The 22261-nt window shown below is 62.0% G+C and carries 19 protein-coding genes; 7 read left to right on the top strand and 12 right to left on the bottom strand.

Annotation, left to right across the window (positions count from 1 at the left end; all coding sequences use genetic code 11):
* Positions 1-8 precede the first annotated feature (8 nt).
* The 12 genes from ACA047_RS06185 to ACA047_RS06130 all read right to left on the bottom strand — a co-directional run bounded on the left by ACA047_RS06185 (position 9) and on the right by ACA047_RS06130 (position 13842).
* Positions 9-563 (bottom strand): hypothetical protein, encoded by a 555-nt coding sequence (locus ACA047_RS06185; protein WP_497357626.1) that lies wholly within the window; start codon positions 561-563, stop codon positions 9-11.
* Positions 564-713: 150 nt separating this feature from the next.
* Positions 714-1430 (bottom strand): TetR/AcrR family transcriptional regulator, encoded by a 717-nt coding sequence (locus ACA047_RS06180; protein ID WP_497357624.1) that lies wholly within the window; start codon positions 1428-1430, stop codon positions 714-716.
* A 100-nt stretch (positions 1431-1530) separates the two neighbouring features.
* Positions 1531-3033 carry a lysine--tRNA ligase gene (gene lysS / locus ACA047_RS06175; protein ID WP_497357622.1) on the bottom strand — a complete coding sequence of 501 codons (1503 nt, stop codon included), beginning with the start codon at positions 3031-3033 and terminating at the stop codon, positions 1531-1533.
* Between the two features lie 104 nt (positions 3034-3137).
* Positions 3138-4233, bottom strand: a protein-coding gene (gene prfB / locus ACA047_RS06170; RefSeq protein WP_497357620.1) for a peptide chain release factor 2 whose coding sequence is annotated in 2 segments (ribosomal slippage) — positions 3138-4160 and positions 4162-4233 — 1095 coding nt in all. Because the reading frame shifts where the segments join, the coding sequence is not laid out codon by codon here.
* 286 nt (positions 4234-4519) lie between these two features.
* Positions 4520-5521, bottom strand: coding sequence for a diguanylate cyclase (locus tag ACA047_RS06165; RefSeq protein ID WP_497357618.1), 1002 nt, complete (start codon positions 5519-5521; stop codon positions 4520-4522).
* Between the two features lie 39 nt (positions 5522-5560).
* The gene (locus tag ACA047_RS06160) at positions 5561-6571 is read right to left on the bottom strand and encodes a chemotaxis response regulator protein-glutamate methylesterase (protein WP_497357616.1); all 1011 of its coding nucleotides are present in this window, start codon (positions 6569-6571) and stop codon (positions 5561-5563) included.
* Positions 6568-8832 carry a hybrid sensor histidine kinase/response regulator gene (locus ACA047_RS06155; protein ID WP_497357614.1) on the bottom strand — a complete coding sequence of 755 codons (2265 nt, stop codon included), beginning with the start codon at positions 8830-8832 and terminating at the stop codon, positions 6568-6570. Before ACA047_RS06155 ends, ACA047_RS06160 begins: the two co-directional genes overlap by 4 nt.
* Complete coding sequence (locus ACA047_RS06150) at positions 8829-9494, bottom strand: chemotaxis protein CheW (protein WP_497357612.1); 666 nt, start codon at positions 9492-9494, stop codon at positions 8829-8831. The genes ACA047_RS06155 and ACA047_RS06150 overlap by 4 nt, the downstream gene beginning before the upstream one ends.
* On the bottom strand, positions 9491-10753 hold the full coding sequence (locus tag ACA047_RS06145; RefSeq protein ID WP_497357610.1) for a CheR family methyltransferase: 1263 nt from the start codon (positions 10751-10753) through the stop codon (positions 9491-9493). The genes ACA047_RS06150 and ACA047_RS06145 overlap by 4 nt, the downstream gene beginning before the upstream one ends.
* A complete protein-coding gene (locus ACA047_RS06140) occupies positions 10750-11286 on the bottom strand; it encodes a chemotaxis protein CheW (protein ID WP_497357608.1) in 537 nt (178 codons plus the stop codon). The genes ACA047_RS06145 and ACA047_RS06140 overlap by 4 nt, the downstream gene beginning before the upstream one ends.
* Positions 11286-12908, bottom strand: coding sequence for a methyl-accepting chemotaxis protein (locus ACA047_RS06135; RefSeq protein WP_497357606.1), 1623 nt, complete (start codon positions 12906-12908; stop codon positions 11286-11288). The genes ACA047_RS06140 and ACA047_RS06135 overlap by 1 nt, the downstream gene beginning before the upstream one ends.
* 223 nt (positions 12909-13131) lie before the next feature.
* On the bottom strand, positions 13132-13842 hold the full coding sequence (locus tag ACA047_RS06130; RefSeq protein WP_497357605.1) for a tellurite resistance TerB family protein: 711 nt from the start codon (positions 13840-13842) through the stop codon (positions 13132-13134).
* A 177-nt stretch (positions 13843-14019) separates the two neighbouring features.
* On the opposite strand from ACA047_RS06130, the gene ACA047_RS06125 reads away from it, so the two are divergent.
* The 7 genes from ACA047_RS06125 to ACA047_RS06095 all read left to right on the top strand — a co-directional run bounded on the left by ACA047_RS06125 (position 14020) and on the right by ACA047_RS06095 (position 22140).
* Positions 14020-14934 carry a LysR family transcriptional regulator gene (locus ACA047_RS06125; RefSeq protein WP_497357603.1) on the top strand — a complete coding sequence of 305 codons (915 nt, stop codon included), beginning with the start codon at positions 14020-14022 and terminating at the stop codon, positions 14932-14934.
* Between the two features lie 132 nt (positions 14935-15066).
* Positions 15067-16524 (top strand): gamma-aminobutyraldehyde dehydrogenase, encoded by a 1458-nt coding sequence (locus ACA047_RS06120; protein ID WP_497357601.1) that lies wholly within the window; start codon positions 15067-15069, stop codon positions 16522-16524.
* A 90-nt stretch (positions 16525-16614) separates the two neighbouring features.
* Positions 16615-17766, top strand: coding sequence for a putative ABC transporter substrate-binding protein YdcS (gene ydcS, locus ACA047_RS06115; RefSeq protein ID WP_497357599.1), 1152 nt, complete (start codon positions 16615-16617; stop codon positions 17764-17766).
* Between the two features lie 93 nt (positions 17767-17859).
* Positions 17860-18897: an ABC transporter ATP-binding protein gene (locus ACA047_RS06110; RefSeq protein ID WP_497357597.1), complete on the top strand. Its 1038-nt coding sequence runs from the start codon at positions 17860-17862 to the stop codon at positions 18895-18897.
* Between the two features lies 1 nt (position 18898).
* Positions 18899-19843 carry an ABC transporter permease gene (locus tag ACA047_RS06105; RefSeq protein ID WP_497357595.1) on the top strand — a complete coding sequence of 315 codons (945 nt, stop codon included), beginning with the start codon at positions 18899-18901 and terminating at the stop codon, positions 19841-19843.
* Complete coding sequence (locus tag ACA047_RS06100; RefSeq protein WP_497357593.1) at positions 19833-20657, top strand: ABC transporter permease; 825 nt, start codon at positions 19833-19835, stop codon at positions 20655-20657. The genes ACA047_RS06105 and ACA047_RS06100 overlap by 11 nt, the downstream gene beginning before the upstream one ends.
* Positions 20658-20715: 58 nt before the next feature.
* Positions 20716-22140, top strand: coding sequence for a gamma-aminobutyraldehyde dehydrogenase (locus ACA047_RS06095; RefSeq protein WP_497357591.1), 1425 nt, complete (start codon positions 20716-20718; stop codon positions 22138-22140).
* Positions 22141-22261 lie beyond the last annotated feature (121 nt).

The raw sequence follows: 22261 nt of genomic DNA, 5'->3' as shown, positions 1-22261 counted from the left end.
TGCGGCGGTTATTGGGATTTGTCCAGCCGCTGGTACCGCACGGCCTCCGAGAACACATCGGAGTTGGCCGGGTCGTCGAGGTAACTGAAAACCTTGCTCATGTCGCTGTCCACCAGCACACCGTCACCTTCCTCGCTCTGGCTCGGCTGGCCGCTGAGGATCTTCTGGCCGATGGCCTGGTTGATCTGCTCCAGATCCAGGTTGTAGACCACCAATTCCTGCTTGTCGGTCAGTTCGAAACCGGCGATCACGAAATGTCCGCCATACCGGGCCGGCACCTTGGCCGACAGGTACCAGCGGCTGCCGTGGCGGGAAACGGTAAGAGGGATGGCTTCGCGCTCCTGAGGCCTGGCCTTGAAGTAGCTGATGGCCTGATAGCGGTGCTTGCCAATCTTGGTCAGCTCCAGGTTCAGTGGCTCGCCCCAGGCATTGGTGCTGGTCCAGTGGCCGAGCAGGCCCTTGGGCGCGACTTCGCTGTCAGGCAACGGTGCCTTGAAGGACACCAGACAACCACTGAGCAGCAGCAACGACACGGCCATTACAACGGCACGCCAGGCTTTCATTGGAACTCCCTATGGCACACAGCGCCTGGTCTTTTGTGGCGAGGGAGCTTGCTCCCGCTGGGCTGCGTAGCGGCCCTTTTTTGTGAGTGCTGCGCACTCAAGCGGGAGCAAGCTCCCTCGCCACAAGGACTGTGGTGGCCCCCAAAGGGATCACACCGACGCCAGTACCAGATGCATGTAGCGGGTCAGGATGCCGAGCATTTCTTCTGCAGCTACCGGCTCGGCGCCATTGAGCAAGCCCTGATATTCCATCCGTCCGATAATCGCCGTCAACACTTTGGCATCCTGTTGAGGCTCGCGCGAGCCTAATACCTGGAAAAACTGACAGGTGCCTTGCAACAAGATTTGCTGGTGGGAGCGTACCAGTTCCGCCAGGCGCGGGTTGAGCAACGCTTCCTGGCGAAATGCCTGTTCGGCCATCAGGTACTCGCGACGGCTGTGCAATTGACGCAGCACGTAGTCGGCGGTCAGTCGGGCAATATCGTCCGCCAGTTGTGAACGGGACTCGGTGCTGCCGTCCACGTAGGCGACCATTTCGCGCAGCAGCCCTTCATTGTTGGTCCACAGTTTGGCCATGAATGCCGCGCTGCGTTCCACGTACTGGGCGAAGGTATCGGTGAGCAGGTCATCGATGTCCTTGAAATAATAAGTGGTGGCTGACAGTGGCACGCTCGCCTCGGCAGCCACGGCGCGGTGCCGCACGGCCCGTACGCCATCGCGCACCACAATGCGCATGGCCGCGTCGAGAATATCCTGACGACGCTGCTCACTTCCCTGTCGGCTGGCCTTGCGGCCCTGGTACTGAACACTCTCAGCAACAGCAGTGGCGATACCCGCTGCACCTTCTGAAGCCATTGCACGATTCACGGCAGGTCCTTCCTCGCTATTTCAAAGTAACCAATTGATACGTTTGTACCAGACGGGCAATAAAAAGCCGCCCTTCCAGGCGGCTTTTTATTTGAAACACTTACGCTTGGGGCCGCATGTGCGGGAAGAGGATCACATCCCGGATCGACGGTGAGTTGGTCAACAACATCACCAGGCGATCGATACCGATGCCTTCGCCCGCAGTCGGTGGCATGCCGTACTCAAGTGCACGAACGAAGTCGGCATCGTAGTGCATGGCTTCGTCGTCACCCGCGTCCTTGTCGGCCACTTGGGCCATGAAACGCTCGGCCTGATCTTCGGCATCATTGAGCTCGGAGTAGGCGTTGGCGATTTCGCGACCACCGATGAACAGCTCGAAGCGGTCGGTGACACTGGGGTTCTCGTCGTTGCGACGGGCCAGCGGCGACACTTCGAACGGGTACTGAGTGATGAAGTGCGGCTGCTCCAGCTTGTGCTCGACCAGCTCTTCGAAAATCATCACTTGCAGCTTGCCCAGGCCTTCGAAGCCGAGCACCTTGGCGCCGGCCTTCTTGGCGATGGCGCGGGCCTTGTCGATGTCCTGCAGGTCGGCCGCGGTGAGGTCCGGGTTGTACTTGAGGATCGAGTCGAACACCGACAGACGCACGAACGGCTCGCCGAAATGGAACACTTTGTCGCCGTACGGCACGTCGGTACTGCCCAACACCAGCTGCGCCAGCTCGCGGAACAGTTCCTCGGTCAGGTCCATGTTGTCTTCGTAGTCGGCGTAGGCCTGGTAGAACTCGAGCATGGTGAACTCGGGGTTGTGCCGGGTCGAAACGCCTTCGTTACGGAAGTTTCGGTTGATCTCGAACACCTTTTCAAACCCACCAACAACAAGCCGCTTGAGGTACAGCTCCGGCGCAATGCGCAAGAACATTTCCATGTCCAGGGCATTGTGATGGGTTTCGAACGGCTTGGCCGCCGCACCACCGGGGATGGTCTGCAGCATCGGCGTTTCGACTTCCAGGAAGTCACGCTTCATCAGGAAGCTGCGGATGTGGGCAATGACTTGCGAGCGCACGCGGAACGTCTGGCGCACGTCTTCGTTGACGATCAGGTCGACGTAGCGCTGGCGATAACGCTGCTCGGTGTCGGTCAGGCCGTGGTGCTTGTCCGGCAGCGGGCGCAGGGATTTGGTCAGCAGGCGCACGCTGGTCATTTCGACGTACAGGTCGCCCTTGCCGGAACGGGCCAGGGTACCTTCGGTGGCGATGATGTCGCCCAAGTCCCAGGTCTTGACGGCGGCCAGGGTCTCTTCCGACAGCGTCTTGCGGTTGACGTAGACCTGGATGCGACCGGTCATGTCCTGGATCACCATGAACGAACCACGGTTGAGCATGATACGACCGGCAACCTTGACTGGAATCGCCGCCTCGGCCAGCTCTTCCTTGGTCTTGTCCGCATACTTCTTCTGCAGGGCGTCGCAGTAGGCGTCGCGGCGGAAGTCGTTGGGGAAGGCCTGGCCCTTGGCACGCTCGGCAGCAAGCTTGTCCTTGCGCAGGGCGATCAGGGAGTTTTCTTCCTGTTGCAGGGCTTGCGGGTCGAGTTCTAGGTCGCTCATGTCTTTAAGGATTCCATCACAGGTTCGTTGCCCCCGGCCCCAGGGCCGAAGTTTGCCGGCGAGCCGCGCTTTAAAGCGTGCCCTCCGGCCACATGGGTGTCGCGTTACAGCCCTTGTTTGAGGCTCGCAACCAGGTATTCGTCGATGTCGCCGTCAAGCACCTTGTCGCAGTCGCTGCGTTCGATGTTGGTGCGCAGGTCCTTGATTCGCGACGCGTCGAGCACGTACGAACGGATCTGGTGACCCCAGCCGATGTCCGACTTGGTGTCTTCCAGGGCCTGGGACGCCGCGTTGCGCTTCTGCACTTCCTGCTCGTACAAGCGGGCCCGCAGCATTTTCATCGCGGTGTCTTTGTTCGCGTGCTGGGAGCGCTCGTTCTGGCAACTGACCACGGTGTTGGTCGGTACGTGGGTAATCCGTACAGCCGAGTCGGTGGTGTTAACGTGCTGACCACCAGCGCCCGAAGAACGGTAGGTGTCGATGCGCAGGTCCGCCGGGTTGATCTCGATCTGGATGTTGTCATCGATTTCCGGGGAAACGAACACCGCCGAGAACGAGGTGTGGCGGCGGTTGCCGGAGTCGAACGGGCTCTTGCGCACAAGGCGGTGCACGCCGATCTCGGTACGCAGCCAGCCAAAGGCATATTCGCCCTTGATGTGCACGGTGGCGCCTTTGATGCCGGCGACTTCACCGGCCGACAGTTCCATGATCGTCGCATCGAAGCCGCGTTTGTCGGCCCAGCGCAGGTACATGCGCAGCAGGATGTTGGCCCAATCCTGGGCTTCGGTGCCGCCGGAACCGGCCTGGATGTCCAGGTAGGCGTTGTTCATGTCCATTTCGCCGCTGAACATGCGACGAAATTCCAGTTTGGCCAAGGCCTCGTCGAGGCGTGTCAGCTCGGCGACCACATCGCCGACCGCACCTTCATCTTCTTCTTCGACGGCCATTTCCAGCAGGTCGCGGCAATCGCCCAGGCCGCTGGACAACTCGTCCAGGGTCTCGACGATCTGCGCCAGCGCAGAACGCTCGCGGCCCAGTTCCTGGGCGTATTCAGGCTTGTTCCAGACATTCGGATCTTCAAGCTCGCGATTGACTTCGGTCAGACGCTCATGCTTTTGATCGTAGTCAAAGATACCCCCGAATAGTTTCGGAGCGCTCGGACAGGTCCTTGATGGTGTTAAGGATCGGGTTGATTTCCATGGCGGGCAGCACTCGTTGGCGAACTTTTGAAAGCCGGCGAGTATAACGTAATCAAGCGCCAGCGGCAGCCCGCCTGGCGGCTTTAGGGGCAATGAGATTCAAACCGATCCCTAGTCGAGCACATGCCCCTGTGGCGAGGGGATTTATCCCCGCTGGGTTGCGTAGCAGCCCCAAAACAGACAACTCAATTAATCTGACACACCGAGCTGCCTGGTTTCAGGACCGCTGCGCGGTCCAGCGGGGATAAATCCCCTCGCCACAAAAGCATTCCTGCCAGCCGAACGAACTATTCAACACCCACCCGATTACGCCCATTGTGCTTGGCGATGTACAACCCCTTGTCCGCCGCCGAAATCAACTGTCGGCAATCGCTACCCGGCTGCGGAATGAAGGTCGAGACACCGACGCTGACGGTCAGGTTTTCGCCGCCCTCAGGCGGGGTGTGGAGGATTTTCAGAGCAAGGACACTCTGGCGCAGTTTTTCGGCCATCAGCCGGGCGCCGCCAGGCGAGGTGCCGGGCAGTACCAGGGCGAACTCTTCACCGCCGTAGCGGGCCGGCAGGTCGGACGGTCGGCTGCACGCCTCACGGATCGCCGTGGCGACCTTGCGCAGAGCTTCGTCGCCTTCCAGGTGGCCGAAGTTATCGTTGTAGGACTTGAAGTAATCCACGTCGATCATCAACAACGACAATTGGCTCTGATCCCTTAGCGCCCTCCTCCACTCCAGTTCCAGATACTCATCGAAGTGCCGGCGGTTAGACAGCCCGGTCAGGCCGTCGGAATTCATCAATCGTTGCAGCACCAGGTTGGTGTCGAGCAGTTGCTGCTGGCTGATCCGCAGGGCGCGGTAGGCCGCATCGCGCTGCAACAGAGTCATGTAGGAGCGCGAGTGATAACGGATGCGCGCCACCAGCTCGATGTTGTCCGGCAACTTGACCAGGTAATCGTTGGCGCCAGCGGCAAACGCGGCGCTCTTGATCAGCGGGTCTTCCTTGGTGGACAGGACAATGATCGGAATATCGCGGGTGGCCGGATGGTTACGGTATTCGCGCACCAGGCTCAGGCCGTCGAGGCCGGGCATCACCAGGTCCTGGAGAATCACCGTCGGCTTGATGCGAACGGCATGGGCGATGGCTTGGTGAGGATCGGCGCAGAAGTGGACGTCGATGTTGTCTTCATTCGACAGCCCGCGCCGCACCGCCTCGCCGATCATCGCCTGGTCGTCGACGAGCAAGACCATGGCGGCGTTCTCATCGCTCTTGAAGTCATCGAGCTGTAAATCAATCATGGGGGCTCACCTGAATACGGCTTGGCCTGCTGGTTTTCTTCATTGGGTAAAAATCTCTAACAACCGTGGCGCTATTTTGTTCAGCGCAAGAATCTGTGCGGCCGCGTCGATAGCCGCCGCCGCTCTGGGCATGCCATACACCGCGCTACTCTGCTGGTCCTGGGCGATGGTCACACAGCCCTGCTGACGCATGAGTTTAAGCCCTTGTGCACCGTCGCGGCCCATGCCAGTGAGCAATACGCCCACCGCATCACCGCTCCAGAAATTGGCGACGCTCTCGAAAAACACGTCGATGGAGGGCCGATAGATCTCGTTGACCGGCTCTGCGGTGTAAGCCAGGGTACCGTCCTTCAACAACCGTAGATGGTGGTTGGTCCCGGCCAGCAACACCGTGCCGCTTTGCGGCGGTTCGCCGTGCAGCGCCAGGCGGACCTTGTGGCCCGACACACTGCTCAGCCACTCGGCCATGCCCGCGGCGAAGACCTCGTCCACATGCTGCACCAGCACAATGGCCGGGGCAAAGTGGCGTGGTAGTCCCTTGAGCAGGACCTCCAGCGCCGCCGGCCCGCCCGCCGACGAGCCGATGGCCACCAGGCTGTTGCGCGACACCGAAGCGCGCTGGGCAGCCGGCGCGGCGCGCTCACGGTTGCCGCGCTCGCCGATCAGCCAACCGATGTTGGTGATCTTGCGCAGCAACGGTGCCGCCGCCTCCTCGGGTCTACCAACACCCAGGGCTGGTGTATCGACCACATCCAACGCGCCATGGCCCATGGCCTCGAACACCCGGTGGACGTTCTGCCGGCTGTCGCCGGTGACGATCACAATGGCGCAGGGGGTTTCGGCCATGATCCTCCGGGTGGCCTCCACGCCGTCCATGATCGGCATGAACAGGTCCATCAGGATCAGGTCCGGGGTGTATTCGGCGCAACGCTGCACCGCTTCGGCCCCGTTGGCGGCTACCCAGACCACTTGATGCGCCGGTTCGAGCACCAGGGCACGGCGCAGGGCCTCGACCGCCAAAGGCATGTCATTGACGATGGCGATCTTCAAGCGCCTGCTCCTCCGATTAATTCGACCACGGCGTCGAGTAATGCGTCGTCATGGAAACTCGCCTTGGCTAAATAATAGTCGGCTCCGGCGTCCAGGCCACGGCGGCGATCTTCTTCGCGGTCCTTGTAGGACACCACCATCACCGGCAGCGATTGCAACCGGTTGTCGCGCCGCAACAGCGTCACCAGTTCGATGCCGTCCATGCGAGGCATGTCGATGTCGGTGATCAACAGGTCGAAATCCTCCGAGCGCAATGCGTTCCAGCCATCCATACCGTCCACGGCCACCGCCACATCGTAACCGCGATTGAGCAACAGCTTGCGTTGCAGCTCGCGCACGGTCAGGGAATCGTCCACCACCAGGATACGCTTGCGCGGGGCCTGGGTCTGGTTTTGACGGGCGATGCGCTCCAGGCGGCCGGTATCGAGCAACTTGTCCACCGAGCGCAGCAGGTCTTCGACATCGACGATCAACACCACCGAGCCGTCGTCCAGCAAGGCTCCGGCGGAAATGTCCTGGACCTTGCCCAGGCGTTCGTCCAGGGGCAGGACCACCAGGGTCCGTTCGCCGATGAATCGCTCCACCGCCACGCCGTAGATCGCCTCACGTTCGCGGATCACCACGACTTTTAGGGTCTGGCCACTGCTCTGTGTCGCCGGACGATTAAGCAACTGACTGGCGGCGACCAGCCCGACATGCCGGCCTTCGTGCCAGAAATGCTGGCGGCCTTCGACCTGCACGATATCTTCTGGGGCCAGGTCGCACATGCGTTCGATGTGAGCCAGGGGAAAGGCGTACGCTTCATCGCCAACTTCCACCACCAGGCTGCGCACCACCGAAAGCGTCAGCGGCACCTCGAGGTGGAAACGACTGCCCTCGCCCGCCGTCTGCTCCAATACCACTGCGCCGCGCAATTGCCGGACCATGTGCTGGACAGCGTCCAGGCCGACGCCGCGCCCGGACACTTCGGTGACTTTGTCCCGCAGACTGAAGCCGGGCAGGAACAGAAAAGTCAGCAGCTCCTCTTCGCTCAAGCTGGCGGCGGTTTGCTCAAGGGAAAGGCCGCGTTCGACGATGCTACGGCGCACCCGCTGCAGGTCTACACCGGCGCCGTCGTCCACCAACTCCAACACCAGCAGACCGGCCTGGTGGGAGACCCGCAGACGGATCAGGCCTTCGGCAGGCTTGCCGGCCAGCATGCGTTGCTCCGGGGTTTCGATGCCATGGTCCACGGCGTTGCGCAGCAGATGGGTCAGAGGCGCTTCGAGTTTTTCCAATACGTCGCGATCGACCTGGGTTTTCTCGCCCTCGATTTCCAGGCGCACCTGTTTGCCCAGGCTGCGTCCCAGGTCTCTCACCATCCGCGCCTGACCCGAAAGCACATCGGCAAACGGCCGCATGCGACAGGCCAGCGCCGTGTCGTACAGCACCTGCGCCCGTTGACTAGCCTGCCAGGCGAATTCGTCCAGCTCGGCGATTTTCTGCGCCAGCAGTTGTTGGGTTTCGGCCAGTAGACGTCGAGCATCGCCAAGAGCTTCCTGGGCTTGCAGGCTCAGGGCGTGGTCCTTGAGGTGCACGTTCAGCTCTTCCAGGGCACGCAAGCCGTTGCTTTGCTGGCGCTTGAGTCGTTGCATCGTCGCCAGCCAAGGCTTGAGGCGCTGGGTTTCCACCAGGGACTTGCTCGATAGGTCCAGCAAGCTGTTGAGGCGTTCGGCCGTGACCCGCAAGACCCGCTCGCCACCTTCGGTGACCCGCTTGGTCTTGGGCGCTGGTTCTGTTGCCGCGACCGGCTCCGGTTCGGGTAACTCTACACGGACGGGCTCGGCAGGCCTCTCGATGTTTGGCGGCGCTGCTGCGGGAGTCAGCGCACTGGAGGGGTCGAGCAACCGCCCCATCAGTGCCACATACGCATCGACGTCCGGGGCGCCGACACTGTTGCCCGGCGTAGCGATACGCGTCAGCAGGTCGGTGCCTTGCAGCAAGGCGTCGATGTGTTCGGCGCCCAGGATCAGGCGCTGCTCCTGGGCACTGACCAGACAATCTTCCATCACGTGGGCCACGCTGACCCCGGCGTCTACCCCGACGATCCGCGCCGCGCCCTTGAGGGAATGGGCCGCGCGCATGCACGACTCAAGATGATCGGCCTGGGTCGGGTCGCGCTCCAGGGCCAGAAGGCCAGCGCTCAGCACGTGGGTCTGGGCTTCGGCTTCCAGGCTGAACAGCTCCAGCAATGAGGCGTCGCGCATCTGATCAGGGGTCATGACAGGCTCCGGGTCACTGCGCACAGCAGCTGTTCTTCATCCAGCCAGCGCAGGCTGCGGCCGCCGTAATGCAACACGCCGCGGGTGTATTTGCCCGCCGATTGCGAAGCGCCCGCCAGGATACGTTCGTCGATGGCGTGAATACCGTCCACCTCATCCACCGGCATGACCACCGGCCCGCCCCGGGCCGCAACGATCAACATGCGCGGCATGACTCGCCCAGAGGAAATCACCGCCGCGGCGGGCTCCAGGTCCAACAGCTCCACCAGCGACAGACAGGCCACCAGTGCGCCACGCACATTTGCCACGCCCAGCAAGGCCCGCGAACGCTGATGGGGCAACGAATGGATCGGCTGCACCGGCGCCACTTCCACCAGGCTGCGGGTGGTCAGGCCCAGCCACTCTTCGCCCAGGCGAAACATCAGCAGCGAGCGAGTGACGATATCGGTTGGCGCCGGCGCCCGGACCAGGCCGTCGTGCTGCAGGGTATAGCGGTCGAGCAACCGCGTGGCGGCGGCCGAGTACACCGAGCAGTTGCGGCAATGGATATGCTCGTCCAGCAGCGGACACGATTTGTCGCCATGAACCCCGATGCGGTTCCAGCAGTCGTCGATTGCCTGGGCATCGTCGTGGGTGACGTTGTCAAAAGCCGAACCACTCATCGTTTACGCTCACTGTCAGCCGTACGCTCGCTGCGGGCGGCACGATCCTGCAATCGACGGGCTGCGGCCACGTCTCCCTGAGAAGCCAGCAGCGCCGCCAGATGCACCAAGGCCTCGGCGTGTTGTGGTTCAAGATAAAGCGCCTTGCGATAAAAACCCTGGGCTTCAAGCGTGTTGCCGGCCATGTCGCTGAGCAGTCCGAGCCAGTAGAACACCTGGGCCTTTGGCGCGTGGCTGCGCAAATACTGCTCACAGGCTGCACGGGCCTCGGCGCTTTTGCCACTGTTGGCCAGCGCCGCGATTTGGGCCAGCAACGTGGCGGCGTCGCTGCTTTTCGGTTCGGCAATCAGGGGCGCCGCCCCTGCAAACGGTCGGGGCCGAACCACAGGGGGGACGACGCGGGTCGGCTGACGAATGGGCAGCGGGGTCGGCATCAAGGCCGGCAACGGTTGTGGCTCGGGAGCACCCTGACGGCTGAAAGCGAACGACTGGGCAATCCCGATTGAGCGCATGCCCAGCCGCCCCAACAAGCTGCCCTCGGCGGGGCCGATAAACAGCACGCCGTCCTGGTGAGTCAGGCGCTTGAGCACCTCGAACACCTGCTGTTGGGTCGGCTGGTCGAAATAGATCAGCAAGTTGCGGCAGAACACAAAATCATAAGGTGCTTCGTTCGCCAGCAAGGCTGGATCCAGCAGGTTGCCCATTTGCAGGCGCACCTGTTCGCGCACCCGCTCACTGAGGCGATAGCCTTCATCTTCAGCGTTGAAATGCCGATCACGAAAAGCCAGGTCGGCGCCACGGAAGGAGTTTTTGCCGTAACGCGCTTCCTTGGCCCGCGCCACCGAAAGCGGGCTCACATCCAGCCCATCCACCTTGAACTGATGAGGCCCCAGCCCCGCGTCGAGCAAGGCCATGGCAATGGAATAAGGTTCTTCGCCGGTGGAGCACGGCAAGCTGAGAATGCGCAGCGCGCGCAGGTGCTTGATCTCGGCCAGGCGCTTGACGGCCAGTTTGGCGAGGGTCGTGAAGGATTCGGGATAACGCAAGAACCAGGTCTCCGGGACGATCACCGCTTCGATCAGCGCTTGCTGTTCCTGGGCCGATTGCTGCAGGCATTGCCAATACTCATCAGCGGTTCGCCCAGGCACAGCAATGACGCGCTGGCGCACGGCCCGCTCGATGATGGCAATGCCGACGGAGGTGACATCCAGGCCGATACGTTCCTTGAGGAAATCGAAAAAACGCTGGTCCTGGTTCATGGCCGGGCCTCGCGGTCATCGAGGTTCAGCGGCGGCGTGGGGAACAACACAGCGCGGACCGACTCATCGAGCAGGTCATTGACCCGCACCCATTGCAGCAGCCCTTGGGCGTCTTCACGCACGGGGCCCAAGTACGGCGCTTGCCGGTTGTCCAGGCCATACGGCTGAAAATCCGCCGGGTCGCAGCGCAAGGTGTCGGTGGCCTGTTCCAGAATCAGCCCCAGCACCTGCCCCGCTTGCTGCGCGTCAGGCCGGTAGTGCACCAGCACCAGCCGCGTACTGGTACGCGCCTCGGCGCTCTGGCCGAAGGTCAGGGTGCACAGGTCGATTACCGGCACCACCGCCCCGCGCCAGGCAAATACGCCAGCCACCCAGGACGGCGCCCGGGCAATCGGCTTGAGGGACAGGCACGGCAGCACTTCCACCACATCGATGGCCTGCAAGGCGTAGCGCTCGTTACCGATGCAAAACACCAGAAACAGCGTTTGACGGGCCACCGGTGCGGCGCCACGTCTGGCGTCGAACTCACTCATCAGACTTTGAAACGCGAGACGCCGCCGCGCAGCCCCACGGCCACCTGGCTCAACTCGTCGATGGCCGCACTGGCCTGGCGCAAGGACTCCACTGTCTGGCTGCTGGCATCCCCCAATTGCACCAACGCGTGGTTGATCTGCTCGGCACCGGTGGCCTGGGCCTGCATGCCCTCGTTAACCATCAGCACCCGCGGTGCCAGCGCCTGGACCTGATGGATGATCTGCGACAGCTGCTCGCCGATCTGCTGCACTTCGGCCATGCCGCGGCGCACCTCTTCAGAGAACTTGTCCATGCCCATGACACCGGCCGACACGGCGGACTGAATCTCGCGCACCATTTGTTCGATGTCGTAGGTGGCCACGGCCGTCTGATCGGCCAGGCGCCGCACCTCAGTGGCAACCACGGCAAAACCGCGACCGTACTCGCCGGCCTTTTCGGCCTCGATGGCGGCGTTGAGGGACAGCAGGTTGGTCTGGTCGGCCACTTTGACGATGGTCACCACCACTTGGTTGATGTTGCCGGCCTTCTCGTTGAGGATCGCCAGTTTGGCGTTCACCAGGTCGGCTGCACCCATCACCGAATGCATGGTTTCTTCCATGCGCGCCAGGCCTTGCTGGCCGGAGCCGGCGGCCACCGACGCCTGGTCGGCGGCAGTGGAGACTTCGATCATGGTGCGCACAAGGTCACGGGAGGTGGCGGCAATCTCTCTGGAAGTAGCGCCGATCTCGGTGGTGGTGGCGGCGGTTTCGGTGGCCGTGGCCTGTTGCTGTCGAGAGGTGGCGGCGATTTCAGTCACCGAGGTAGTGACCTGGACCGAAGAGCGCTGGGCCTGGGACACCAACGATGTCAGCTCGGCCATCATGTCGTTGAAACCGGTTTCCACGGCACCGAATTCGTCCTTGCGCGCCAGATTCAGGCGCCCGCTCAGATCGCCGCTGCGCATGATCTCAAGGATCTCCACGATGCGGTTCATCGGCGCCATGATCGCGCGCATCAGCAACAGGCCGCAGAGGACGGCGACGATCAACGCGACCAGAAACGACAGACCCATGGCGACCTTGGCCGCCGTCACCGCATCGCCAATGGTCCCGGTGGCTTTTTCCGCCAGCTCACGATTGCGCTCGATGATGCGATTCAAATGCCCGCGGCCGTCGATCCATACCGGCGTCAACTCTTTCTCCAAGGCCAGCCGCGCGCCTTCGTAATCCTTGCGCTGATACAGATCCAAGACCTTCGCCACGGCCTGATTGAACGCATGGTGATTGGTTTCGAACTCATCGAAAGAGGCCTGGTCGGCAGGGTCCTGGATCAGTTTTTGGTAGTTCTGGATTTCTTCGCGCAGATGCTTCTCAAAACCCTGGAAGCGGCTCTTGTCCTCGGACGTGATTTCCCCATTCCCCGAAAAGCCAACGATCTGTTGGGTCAGGACGTAACTGTCGACCCAGCCACCGCGAATCATGGAGCTGTAATACACCCCTGGCACCGCATCGACTCGCACTCTTTCTTCACTGTCCTGGATCTTGAACAACCGTGAATACGAGACAACTACCATCAGCAGCATGATGGCGATAATCATCGCAAAACTCGCCAGAATGCGTTGGCGCAACGTCCAGTTCTTCACAGTAAAACCTCAGGCACTTTGAAATACTGGGGAGTATAGCCGAGGGTGACGGTGCTTCTATAAGGCGGTGTAGGGGGTGTTTTGCAAGGGCTCACTGATTTTCAGAGGCCACAGGAATGCGTTGGAAGCAGGTCCGGTAGTAAACCCAAAACTAATGTGGGAGCAAGCCCGCCCCCACAAGGAGAGAGTTCGCCGAGGCTTCGTTAAGCCCCTTGGGCCAAGTTTAGAGAGCCGCCTGGCGCACCTGCTTCTCCAGCTCCACCTTCAACCCCGGTTCCAACTTGAGCTGGCGTGCCAGTTCATCGAGGTAGGATTTCTCCATGAAATTCTCCTCGTCCACCAGCATCACGCTGGCGATGTACATCTCTGCGGCCATTTCCGGCGTGCTTGCTGCGCGGGCGACGTCGGTGGGGTCCAGGGGTTTGTTGAGTTCGGCGTGCAGCCAGTGTTGCAGTTCCTGGTCGCTGTCGAGTTTGGTGAATTCGCCCTCGATCAACTGCCGCTCACGCTCGTCCACATGACCATCGGCCTTGGCCGCCGCCACCAACGCCTTGAGGATCGCCTGGCTGTGCTGCTCGACCTGCGCCGGGGGGACGCGGTCCAGGGTCTGCGGTTCGGTTTTCGGTGCGCTGCCCTGCTGGGCCTGCCAGTTGCCATAAGCCTTATAGGCAATCACGCCCAATGCGGCCAGGCCACCATAAGCCAAGGCCTTGCCACCAAAATTGCGGGCCTTTTTATTGCCCAGCAACAGGCCCATGGCCCCGGCTGCCAGTGCCCCGCCACCCGCGCCGGAAAGCATTCCGCCCAAGTTGCCGGAGCCGCCAAGCAACCCGCCCAAACCGCCGGACGACTTGCCTTGGGAACCGCCAGCCTTGTTTTGCAACATTTCCTGGCCGGACTTGAGTAGCTGATCGAGCAATCCACGGGTGTTCATTTGCGACCTCCACACATTCGGGTTAACCGGATCTTTAAGGCCACCAGCCTAGATCGAAAGTGCCCCAAGGCCCTCGGAGAGATTGCTTCGAAATGTTGCCTGACGCTTGCAGCCGACCTCGAAAAAAACGATATACACTCCAGAACTTCGATAAAACCGCCCACCGGGTATTCGTCCATGATGACCCTGCGTCAGATCCGCCATTTCATCGCCGTGGCCGAAACCGGCTCGATTTCCGCCGCCGCGCAAACGGCGTTTATTTCCCAGTCCACCTTGACTCTGGCCATCCAGCAACTGGAGCAGGAAATCGGCGTCAACCTGTTCCACCGGCACGCCAAAGGCATGACCCTGACCCATCAGGGGCATCAATTCCTGCGCCAGGCCCACCTGATCCTGGCCACCGTCGACAATGCCAAGCGCAGCCTGCAACAAAGCACCGACCAGGTGGCCGGCCAAGTCACCATCGGGGTCACCAGCCTGGTCGCCGGTTATTACCTGGCAGACCTATTGACCCGCTTCCAGCGCGCCTACCCCAATGTGGCGATCCGCGTGATGGAAGATGAACGTCCGTATATCGAGCATCTGCTGGTGAGCGGCGAAATCGACATTGGCGTACTGATCCTCTCCAACCTTGAAGACCGCCATGCCCTGCAGACCGAAGTGCTGACGCATTCGCCACACCGCTTGTGGCTGCCGGCCCAGCACCCGCTGCTGGAGCACGACAGCATCAACCTGGCCGACGTGGCCCGCGAGCCGCTGATCCAACTGAACGTCGATGAGATGGACCGCAATGCTCAGCGCCTGTGGCGCGGTGCCGGCCTGCAACCGAAGATCACGCTGCGCACCGCCTCGACCGAAGCGGTACGAAGCCTGGTGGCAGCGGGACTGGGGGTGTCGATCCAGCCAGACATGACTTACCGCCCATGGTCACTGGAAGGCGACATCATTGAGGCGCGCCCGATTGCCGACCTCAGCCAGACCCTCGACGTCGGCCTGGCCTGGCGTCGGGGCACCGCGCGGCCGGCGCTGGTAGACCCATTTCTGACCGTTGCCCGAGAGCAACCCCACGGCGGACGCAAGCCATCTATTTAATCGAATGCAGCCTTGAGTATTTAGAATTTGTTGTCCTCGGGGCCGCGCACTAGTCTCTTGCTGGTTCCCACAAGGTTATGTGGTTTAACTGCTGGCCGTACCTCTGGGCCACCGACAAAAGAGAACCCGAACATGGCTGGCGCGCAAACTCCGTTGTGTACCGCGTTGTTGATCGATGGGGAACTGGTTCCCGGCCAGGGCGTTGTCGAGCCGATCCTCAACCCGGCCACCGGCGAAGTATTGGTGCACATCGCCGAGGCCAGCACCGAGCAGGTCGAAGCGGCCATCCTGGCCGCCCACCGCGCCTTCGACGGATGGTCGCGCACCACGCCGCAACAACGCTCGAACCTGCTGCTGGACATCGCCAGCGCCATCGAAAAAAACGCCGACCACCTCGCCCGCCTCGAATCCCTGAACTGCGGTAAACCGTTGCACCTGGCGCGCCAGGATGACCTGAGCGCCACGGTGGACGTGTTCCGTTTCTTTGCTGGCGCGGTACGCTGCCAGACCGGCCAACTCAGCGGCGAATACTTGCCCGGCTACACCAGCATGGTGCGCCGCGACCCGATCGGCGTAGTGGCGTCCATTGCACCGTGGAATTACCCGATCATGATGGCCGCCTGGAAAATCGCTCCAGCCCTGGCTGCTGGCAATACGCTGGTGTTCAAGCCCTCGGAGCACACGCCGCTGTCCATCCTGGCCCTGGCACCGACACTGGCCGAAATCCTGCCGCGGGGTGTCATCAACGTCATCTGCGGGGGCGGCGAAGGTGTCGGCAGCCATCTGGTCAGCCATCCCAAAGTGCGCATGGTCTCGCTGACCGGCGATATCGTCACCGGGCAGAAGATCCTCCAGGCCGCCGCGAAAACCCTCAAGCGCACCCACCTGGAACTGGGCGGCAAGGCGCCGGTGATCGTGTGCAACGACGCCGATATTCAGGCCGTGGTCGAAGGCGTGCGCACCTACGGTTATTACAACGCCGGCCAGGACTGCACCGCCGCGTGCCGGATCTACGCCCAGGGCGACATCCACGACCGCCTGGTGGCCGAGCTCGGCGCGGCCGTCAGCAGCCTGCGCTTTGCCGGCAAGCGTGATGCCGACAATGAAATCGGCCCGCTGATCAGCACCCGCCAACGCGACCGCGTCGCCAGTTTCGTCGAGCGCGCCCTCGGCCAGCCCCATATCGAGCGCATCACCGGCGCGGCGGTGCATTCCGGTGCTGGCTTCTATTACCAGCCCACGCTGCTGGCCGGCTGCAAGCAAAGCGATGAAATTGTCCAGCGCGAGGTGTTTGGCCCGGTCGTCACCGTGACCCGCTTCGACGAACTCAGCCAGGCGGTGGACTGGGCCAACGATTCCGAATACGGCCTGGCCTCCTCAGTGTGGACCCAGAACCTGGACAAGGCGATGCAGGTGGCGGCGCGACTGCAGTACGGCTGCACCTGGATCAACAGCCACTTCATGCTGGTCAGCGAAATGCCCCACGGCGGGCTAAAACGCTCGGGCTATGGGAAAGATCTGTCCAGTGACTCGCTCCAGGACTACAGCGTGGTGCGCCACATCATGGCTCGGCACGGCCAGCATCTGTAAATAGCAGCACTACTCTAATAACAGGCCACTGACGGCGCTTTACCTCGTTCAACCACTGCCCCGACCATAATTAAAGCAAGAGGGATTTCCATGTACGCGCACAAGACCGTATTGCTCAGTGCAATCACCACGGCGCTGCTGACCAGCGTCAGCCTCCAGGCCGCCGAACCGCTCAAGGCCATTGGCGCCGGCGAAGGCCAACTGGATATCGTCGCCTGGCCGGGTTACATCGAACGAGGCGAAAGCGACAAGGCCTACGATTGGGTGACCGGCTTCGAGAAGGACACCGGCTGCAAGGTCAACGTGAAAACCGCCGCTACGTCCGACGAAATGGTCAGCCTGATGACCAAGGGCGGCTACGACCTGGTCACCGCCTCGGGCGATGCCTCGCTGCGGCTGATTGCCGGCAAGCGCGTGCAGCCGATCAACACCGCACTGATCCCCAACTGGAAAAACCTCGACCCGCGCCTCAAGGATGCGCCGTGGTACGTGGTCAACCAGCAGACTTACGGCACCCCGTATCAGTGGGGCCCGAACGTGCTGATGTACAACACCGACGTGTTCAAGCAGGCGCCCACCAGTTGGAGCGTGCTGTTCAGCGCCCAGGACTTGCCCGACGGCAAGGCGAACAAGGGCCGCGTGCAAGCCTACGATGGCCCGATCTACATCGCCGACGCGGCGCTGTACCTCAAGACCGCCAAGCCTGAGCTGGGCATCAAGGACCCGTACCAACTCGACGAAGCCCAGTACAAGGCTGTGCTGGAGCTGCTGCGGGCCCAGCAACCCCTGATCCATCGTTACTGGCACGACACCACTGTGCAAATGAGCGATTTCAAGAACGAAGGCGTGGTGGCGTCCGGCGCCTGGCCGTATCAGGTCAACGGCCTGATAAACGAAAAACAACCGATCGCCTCGACCATTCCAAAAGAAGGCGCCACAGGGTGGGCCGATACCACGATGCTCCACGCCGAGGCCAAGCACCCCAACTGCGCATACAAATGGATGGACTGGTCGCTGCAACCGAAAGTCCAGGGTGACGTAGCGGCGTGGTTCGGCTCCTTGCCGGCGGTGCCTGCGGCGTGCAAGAGCAGCGAACTGCTGGGCGCCGAGGGCTGCCAGACCAATGGCTTCGACCAGTTTGACAAAATCGCCTTCTGGAAAACCCCACAGGCCGAGGGCGGCAAGTTCGTGCCGTACAGCCGCTGGACCCAGGACTACATCGCGATCATGGGCGGGCGCTAAGCCCCCATGTGTGATCGTTCCCACGCAAAGCGTGGGAACGATCACAACCCACCAACGACTCAATAGAAGTCGCGCTTTTTGGAGCACCGCACCATGACGCTTGCAGTCCAGTTCACCCAGGTTTCCCGTCTGTTCGGCGAAGTGAAGGCCGTCGACCGGGTTTCAATCGACATTCAGGACGGCGAGTTCTTTTCCATGCTGGGCCCTTCCGGCTCAGGCAAAACCACCTGCCTGCGACTGATCGCAGGCTTTGAACAACCCAGTGCTGGCTCGATCCGCATCCACGGCGAGGAAGCCGCCGGGCTGCCGCCGTATCAGCGGGACGTCAACACGGTTTTCCAGGATTACGCCCTCTTCCCCCACATGAACGTGCGCGACAACGTGGCCTACGGGTTGAAAGTCAAAGGCGTCGCCAAGGCCGAGCGCATCAAGCGCGCCGATGAGGCCCTGGAGATGGTTGCCCTGGGCGGTTATGGCGAGCGCAAACCCGTACAGCTCTCCGGCGGCCAGCGCCAACGCGTAGCCCTGGCCCGCGCGCTGGTCAATCGCCCACGGGTGTTGCTGCTGGACGAACCCCTGGGCGCCCTCGACCTGAAACTGCGCGAACAGATGCAGGGCGAGTTGAAGAAACTGCAACGCCAGTTGGGTATCACGTTCATTTTCGTGACTCACGACCAGACCGAGGCGCTGTCGATGTCCGACCGCGTGGCGGTGTTTAACAAGGGCCGTATCGAACAGGTCGATACACCGCGCAATCTGTACATGAAACCGGCAACCACCTTCGTCGCCGAATTCGTCGGCACCTCCAACGTGATTCGCGGTGAGTTGGCTCAACAACTGAGCGGTTATCCACAGCCGTTTTCGATCCGCCCGGAACATGTGCGTTTTGCCGAAGGCCCGTTGGCCGGTCATGAAATCGAAGTCCACGGCCTGCTTCACGACATCCAGTACCAGGGCAGCGCCACACGCTATGAGTTGAAACTTGCGAACGGCCAGATCCTGAACCTCAGCCAGGCCAATACCCAGTGGATCGACAGCAGTGCCCAGCACCAGACCGGCCAGCGCCTCACTGTGCGCTGGGCCCGTGAGGCGATGATTGCGCTGCACGACACCGCCAACGGTGAGGTGTGAGATGAACACACTGGCCATCGCCCGGACACCGTCGCCGGGTTCGCTGCGACGCTTTTCCAACCTGCTGTACCGACGGCCCAACCTGTACCTGTCGATGCTGCTGGTGCCGCCGCTGATCTGGTTCGGCGCGATTTACCTGGGCTCGCTGCTGACCTTGCTGTGGCAGGGCTTCTATACCTTCGATGACTTCACCATGGCGGTCACACCGGACCTGACCCTGGCGAACTTCGCCGCGCTGTTCCAGCCCTCGAACTTCGACATCATCCTGCGCACCTTGAGCATGGCCATCGTGGTCTCCATCGCCAGCGCCATCGTCGCGTTCCCGATTGCCTACTACATGGCGCGCTACACCAGCGGCAAGACCAAGGCGTTTTTCTACATCGCCGTGATGCTGCCGATGTGGGCCAGCTATATCGTCAAGGCCTATGCCTGGACGCTGCTACTGGCCAAGGGTGGCGTGGCCCAGTGGTTCGTCCAGCATTTGGGCCTGGGACCGGTGTTGCAGTTTGTGCTGGGAATCCCCGGCGTGGGTGGCAGCACGCTGTCCACCTCCCACCTGGGACGTTTTCTGGTGTTCGTCTACATCTGGCTGCCGTTCATGATCCTGCCGATCCAGGCCTCCCTCGAGCGCCTGCCGCCATCGCTGCTGCAAGCCTCGGCAGACCTGGGCGCCAAGCCGCGTCAGACGTTCCTGCAGGTCATCTTGCCATTGTCGATTCCGGGCATTGCCGCCGGATCGATCTTCACGTTCTCGCTGACCCTGGGGGATTTCATCGTGCCCCAACTGGTGGGCCCGCCGGGCTACTTCGTCGGCAGCATGGTCTACGCCCAGCAAGGGGCCATCGGCAACATGCCGATGGCCGCGGCGTTCACCCTGGTGCCCATCGTGCTGATCGCCATTTACCTGTCTATCGTCAAGCGCCTGGGGGCTTTCGATGCACTCTGACTCTTCATCCCAAGGGCGCGCATCCTGGGGCTTGCGCATCGCGGCATGGGGCGGGCTGGTGTTCCTGCACTTCCCGATCATGATCATCGTCCTCTACGCCTTCAACACCGAAGACGCGGCGTTCAGCTTTCCGCCCAAGGGCCTGACCCTGAAGTGGTTCAGCGTCGCCTTCTCGCGCCCGGATGTGCTGGAGGCAATCAAACTGTCGTTGCAGATCGCAGCCATCGCCACGCTGATCGCGATGGTGCTCGGCACGCTGGCCTCGGCGGCGCTGTACCGCCGAGACTTCTTCGGCAAACAGGGCATTTCGCTGATGCTGATCCTGCCGATTGCCCTGCCGGGGATCATCACCGGCATTGCGCTGCTGGCCACCTTCAAGACCCTGGGGATCGAACCCGGGATGTTCACCATTATCGTGGGCCACGCGACCTTTTGCGTGGTGATCGTCTACAACAACGTCATCGCCCGCCTGCGACGCACGTCCCACAGCCTGATCGAGGCGTCGATGGACCTGGGTGCCGACGGCTGGCAGACCTTTCGCTACATCATCCTGCCCAACCTCGGCTCGGCGCTGCTGGCCGGCGGGATGCTGGCATTTGCGCTGTCGTTCGACGAAATCATCGTCACCACCTTCACCGCCGGCCACGAACGCACGCTGCCGCTTTGGCTGCTCAACCAACTCAGCCGCCCACGCGACGTGCCGGTGACCAATGTGGTGGCGATGCTGGTGATGATGGTGACCATGCTGCCGATACTGGGCGCCTATTACCTGACCCGCGGGGGCGAGAGCGTGGCGGGCAGTGGTGGGAAATAAATGTCACGGTGGAACAGTATCCCCTGTGATCACAAGCAAGATTCAAGAGGACATGGACATGCAAACCAAACTACTGATCAACGGCCAACTGGTGAACGGCGAAGGTCCCGGCCAGGCCGTGTTCAACCCGGCGCTGGGCCGAGTGCTGGTGGAAATCAATGAAGCCAGCGAAGCCCAGGTCGATGCTGCCGTGCGCGCAGCCGACAGTGCTTTCGAAAGCTGGTCGCAGGTTCCACCCAAGGACCGCTCCCTGCTGCTGCTCAAACTGGCCGACGCCATCGAAGCCCACGGCGAAGAACTGGCGAAGCTGGAATCGGACAACTGCGGCAAACCTTTGAGCGCCGCGCTGAACGACGAAATCCCGGCCATTGCCGATGTGTTCCGGTTCTTTGCCGGTGCCAGTCGCTGCATGAACGGCTCGGCGGGCGGCGAATACCTGCCGGGGCACACGTCGATGATTCGCCGCGACCCGGTGGGCGTAGTCGCCTCTATCGCGCCGTGGAACTACCCCTTGATGATGGTCGCCTGGAAAATCGCCCCGGCCCTGGCCGCCGGTAATACCGTGGTACTCAAGCCGTCGGAACAAACCCCTCTCACGGCGTTGCGCCTGGCAGAACTGGCGTCGGAGATTTTCCCGGCCGGCGTACTCAACGTAGTGGTCGGCCGTGGACAGACCGTCGGCAACCCGCTGGTTACCCACGCGAAAGTGCGCATGGTTTCGCTGACCGGCTCCATCGCCACCGGCTCGAACATCATTTCCAGCACCGCTGACAGTGTCAAACGCACACACATGGAACTGGGTGGCAAGGCCCCGGTGATCATTTTCGACGACGCCGACATCGACGCAGCCGTGGAAGGCATCCGCACCTTCGGTTTTTACAACGCCGGCCAGGACTGCACCGCCGCCTGCCGCATCTATGCCCAACAAGGTATCTACGACAGGTTTGTCGAGAAACTCGGCGCCGCGGTGAGCAGCATCAAGTACGGCCTGCAAACAGAACCAGGCACCGAGATGGGGCCGCTGATCACGGCCCAGCACCGCGACCGCGTGGCCGGTTTCGTCGAGCGGGCCATCGCCCAGCCGCATATCCGCCTGATCACCGGTGGAAAGACCGTGGACGGCAACGGGTTCTTCTTCGAACCAACGGTACTGGCCGACGCCCAGCAGGATGACGAAATCGTACGCCGGGAAGTGTTCGGGCCGGTGGTGTCCGTCACTCCGTTCCTCGACGAAGCGCAAGTGCTGACCTGGGCCAACGATTCGGACTACGGCCTGGCCTCATCGGTGTGGACCGCCGACATTGGCCGTGCTCATCGCCTGTCGGCACGCCTGCAATACGGCTGCACCTGGGTGAACACCCACTTCATGCTCGTCAGCGAAATGCCCCATGGCGGTCAGAAACGTTCCGGCTATGGCAAGGATATGTCGATGTATGGGCTGGAGGACTACACGGTGGTGCGGCATGTGATGTTCAAGCATTGAATACAAGACAACGTTAGCAACACCTGCTCGCGGCTGCCCTATGTGCGTCCTGCCATCACCACCACTGTCCTGGAGACGCTGCGCCAATTGCAGCGTTCCGGGCTCAGGCCGGCCTCCGTCG

This window comes from Pseudomonas sp. LBUM1664 (genome assembly GCF_059695895.1).
Note: the sequence above shows the minus strand (reverse complement) of the source record. Positions and strands in the feature narration are given on the sequence as shown.

Coding starts and splice junctions, on each gene's coding strand:
- ydcS (WP_497357599.1), top strand. CDS start 16,615: ATGTACGCGCACAAGACCGTATTGCTCAGTGCAATCACCACGGCGCTG.
- ACA047_RS06145 (WP_497357610.1), bottom strand. CDS start 10,753: ATGAACCAGGACCAGCGTTTTTTCGATTTCCTCAAGGAACGTATCGGC.
- ACA047_RS06155 (WP_497357614.1), bottom strand. CDS start 8,832: ATGACCCCTGATCAGATGCGCGACGCCTCATTGCTGGAGCTGTTCAGC.
- ACA047_RS06105 (WP_497357595.1), top strand. CDS start 18,899: ATGAACACACTGGCCATCGCCCGGACACCGTCGCCGGGTTCGCTGCGA.
- ACA047_RS06130 (WP_497357605.1), bottom strand. CDS start 13,842: ATGAACACCCGTGGATTGCTCGATCAGCTACTCAAGTCCGGCCAGGAA.
- ACA047_RS06095 (WP_497357591.1), top strand. CDS start 20,716: ATGCAAACCAAACTACTGATCAACGGCCAACTGGTGAACGGCGAAGGT.
- ACA047_RS06165 (WP_497357618.1), bottom strand. CDS start 5,521: ATGATTGATTTACAGCTCGATGACTTCAAGAGCGATGAGAACGCCGCC.
- ACA047_RS06110 (WP_497357597.1), top strand. CDS start 17,860: ATGACGCTTGCAGTCCAGTTCACCCAGGTTTCCCGTCTGTTCGGCGAA.
- lysS (WP_497357622.1), bottom strand. CDS start 3,033: ATGAGCGACCTAGAACTCGACCCGCAAGCCCTGCAACAGGAAGAAAAC.
- ACA047_RS06140 (WP_497357608.1), bottom strand. CDS start 11,286: ATGAGTGAGTTCGACGCCAGACGTGGCGCCGCACCGGTGGCCCGTCAA.
- ACA047_RS06185 (WP_497357626.1), bottom strand. CDS start 563: ATGAAAGCCTGGCGTGCCGTTGTAATGGCCGTGTCGTTGCTGCTGCTC.
- ACA047_RS06120 (WP_497357601.1), top strand. CDS start 15,067: ATGGCTGGCGCGCAAACTCCGTTGTGTACCGCGTTGTTGATCGATGGG.
- ACA047_RS06100 (WP_497357593.1), top strand. CDS start 19,833: ATGCACTCTGACTCTTCATCCCAAGGGCGCGCATCCTGGGGCTTGCGC.
- ACA047_RS06125 (WP_497357603.1), top strand. CDS start 14,020: ATGATGACCCTGCGTCAGATCCGCCATTTCATCGCCGTGGCCGAAACC.
- ACA047_RS06150 (WP_497357612.1), bottom strand. CDS start 9,494: ATGAGTGGTTCGGCTTTTGACAACGTCACCCACGACGATGCCCAGGCA.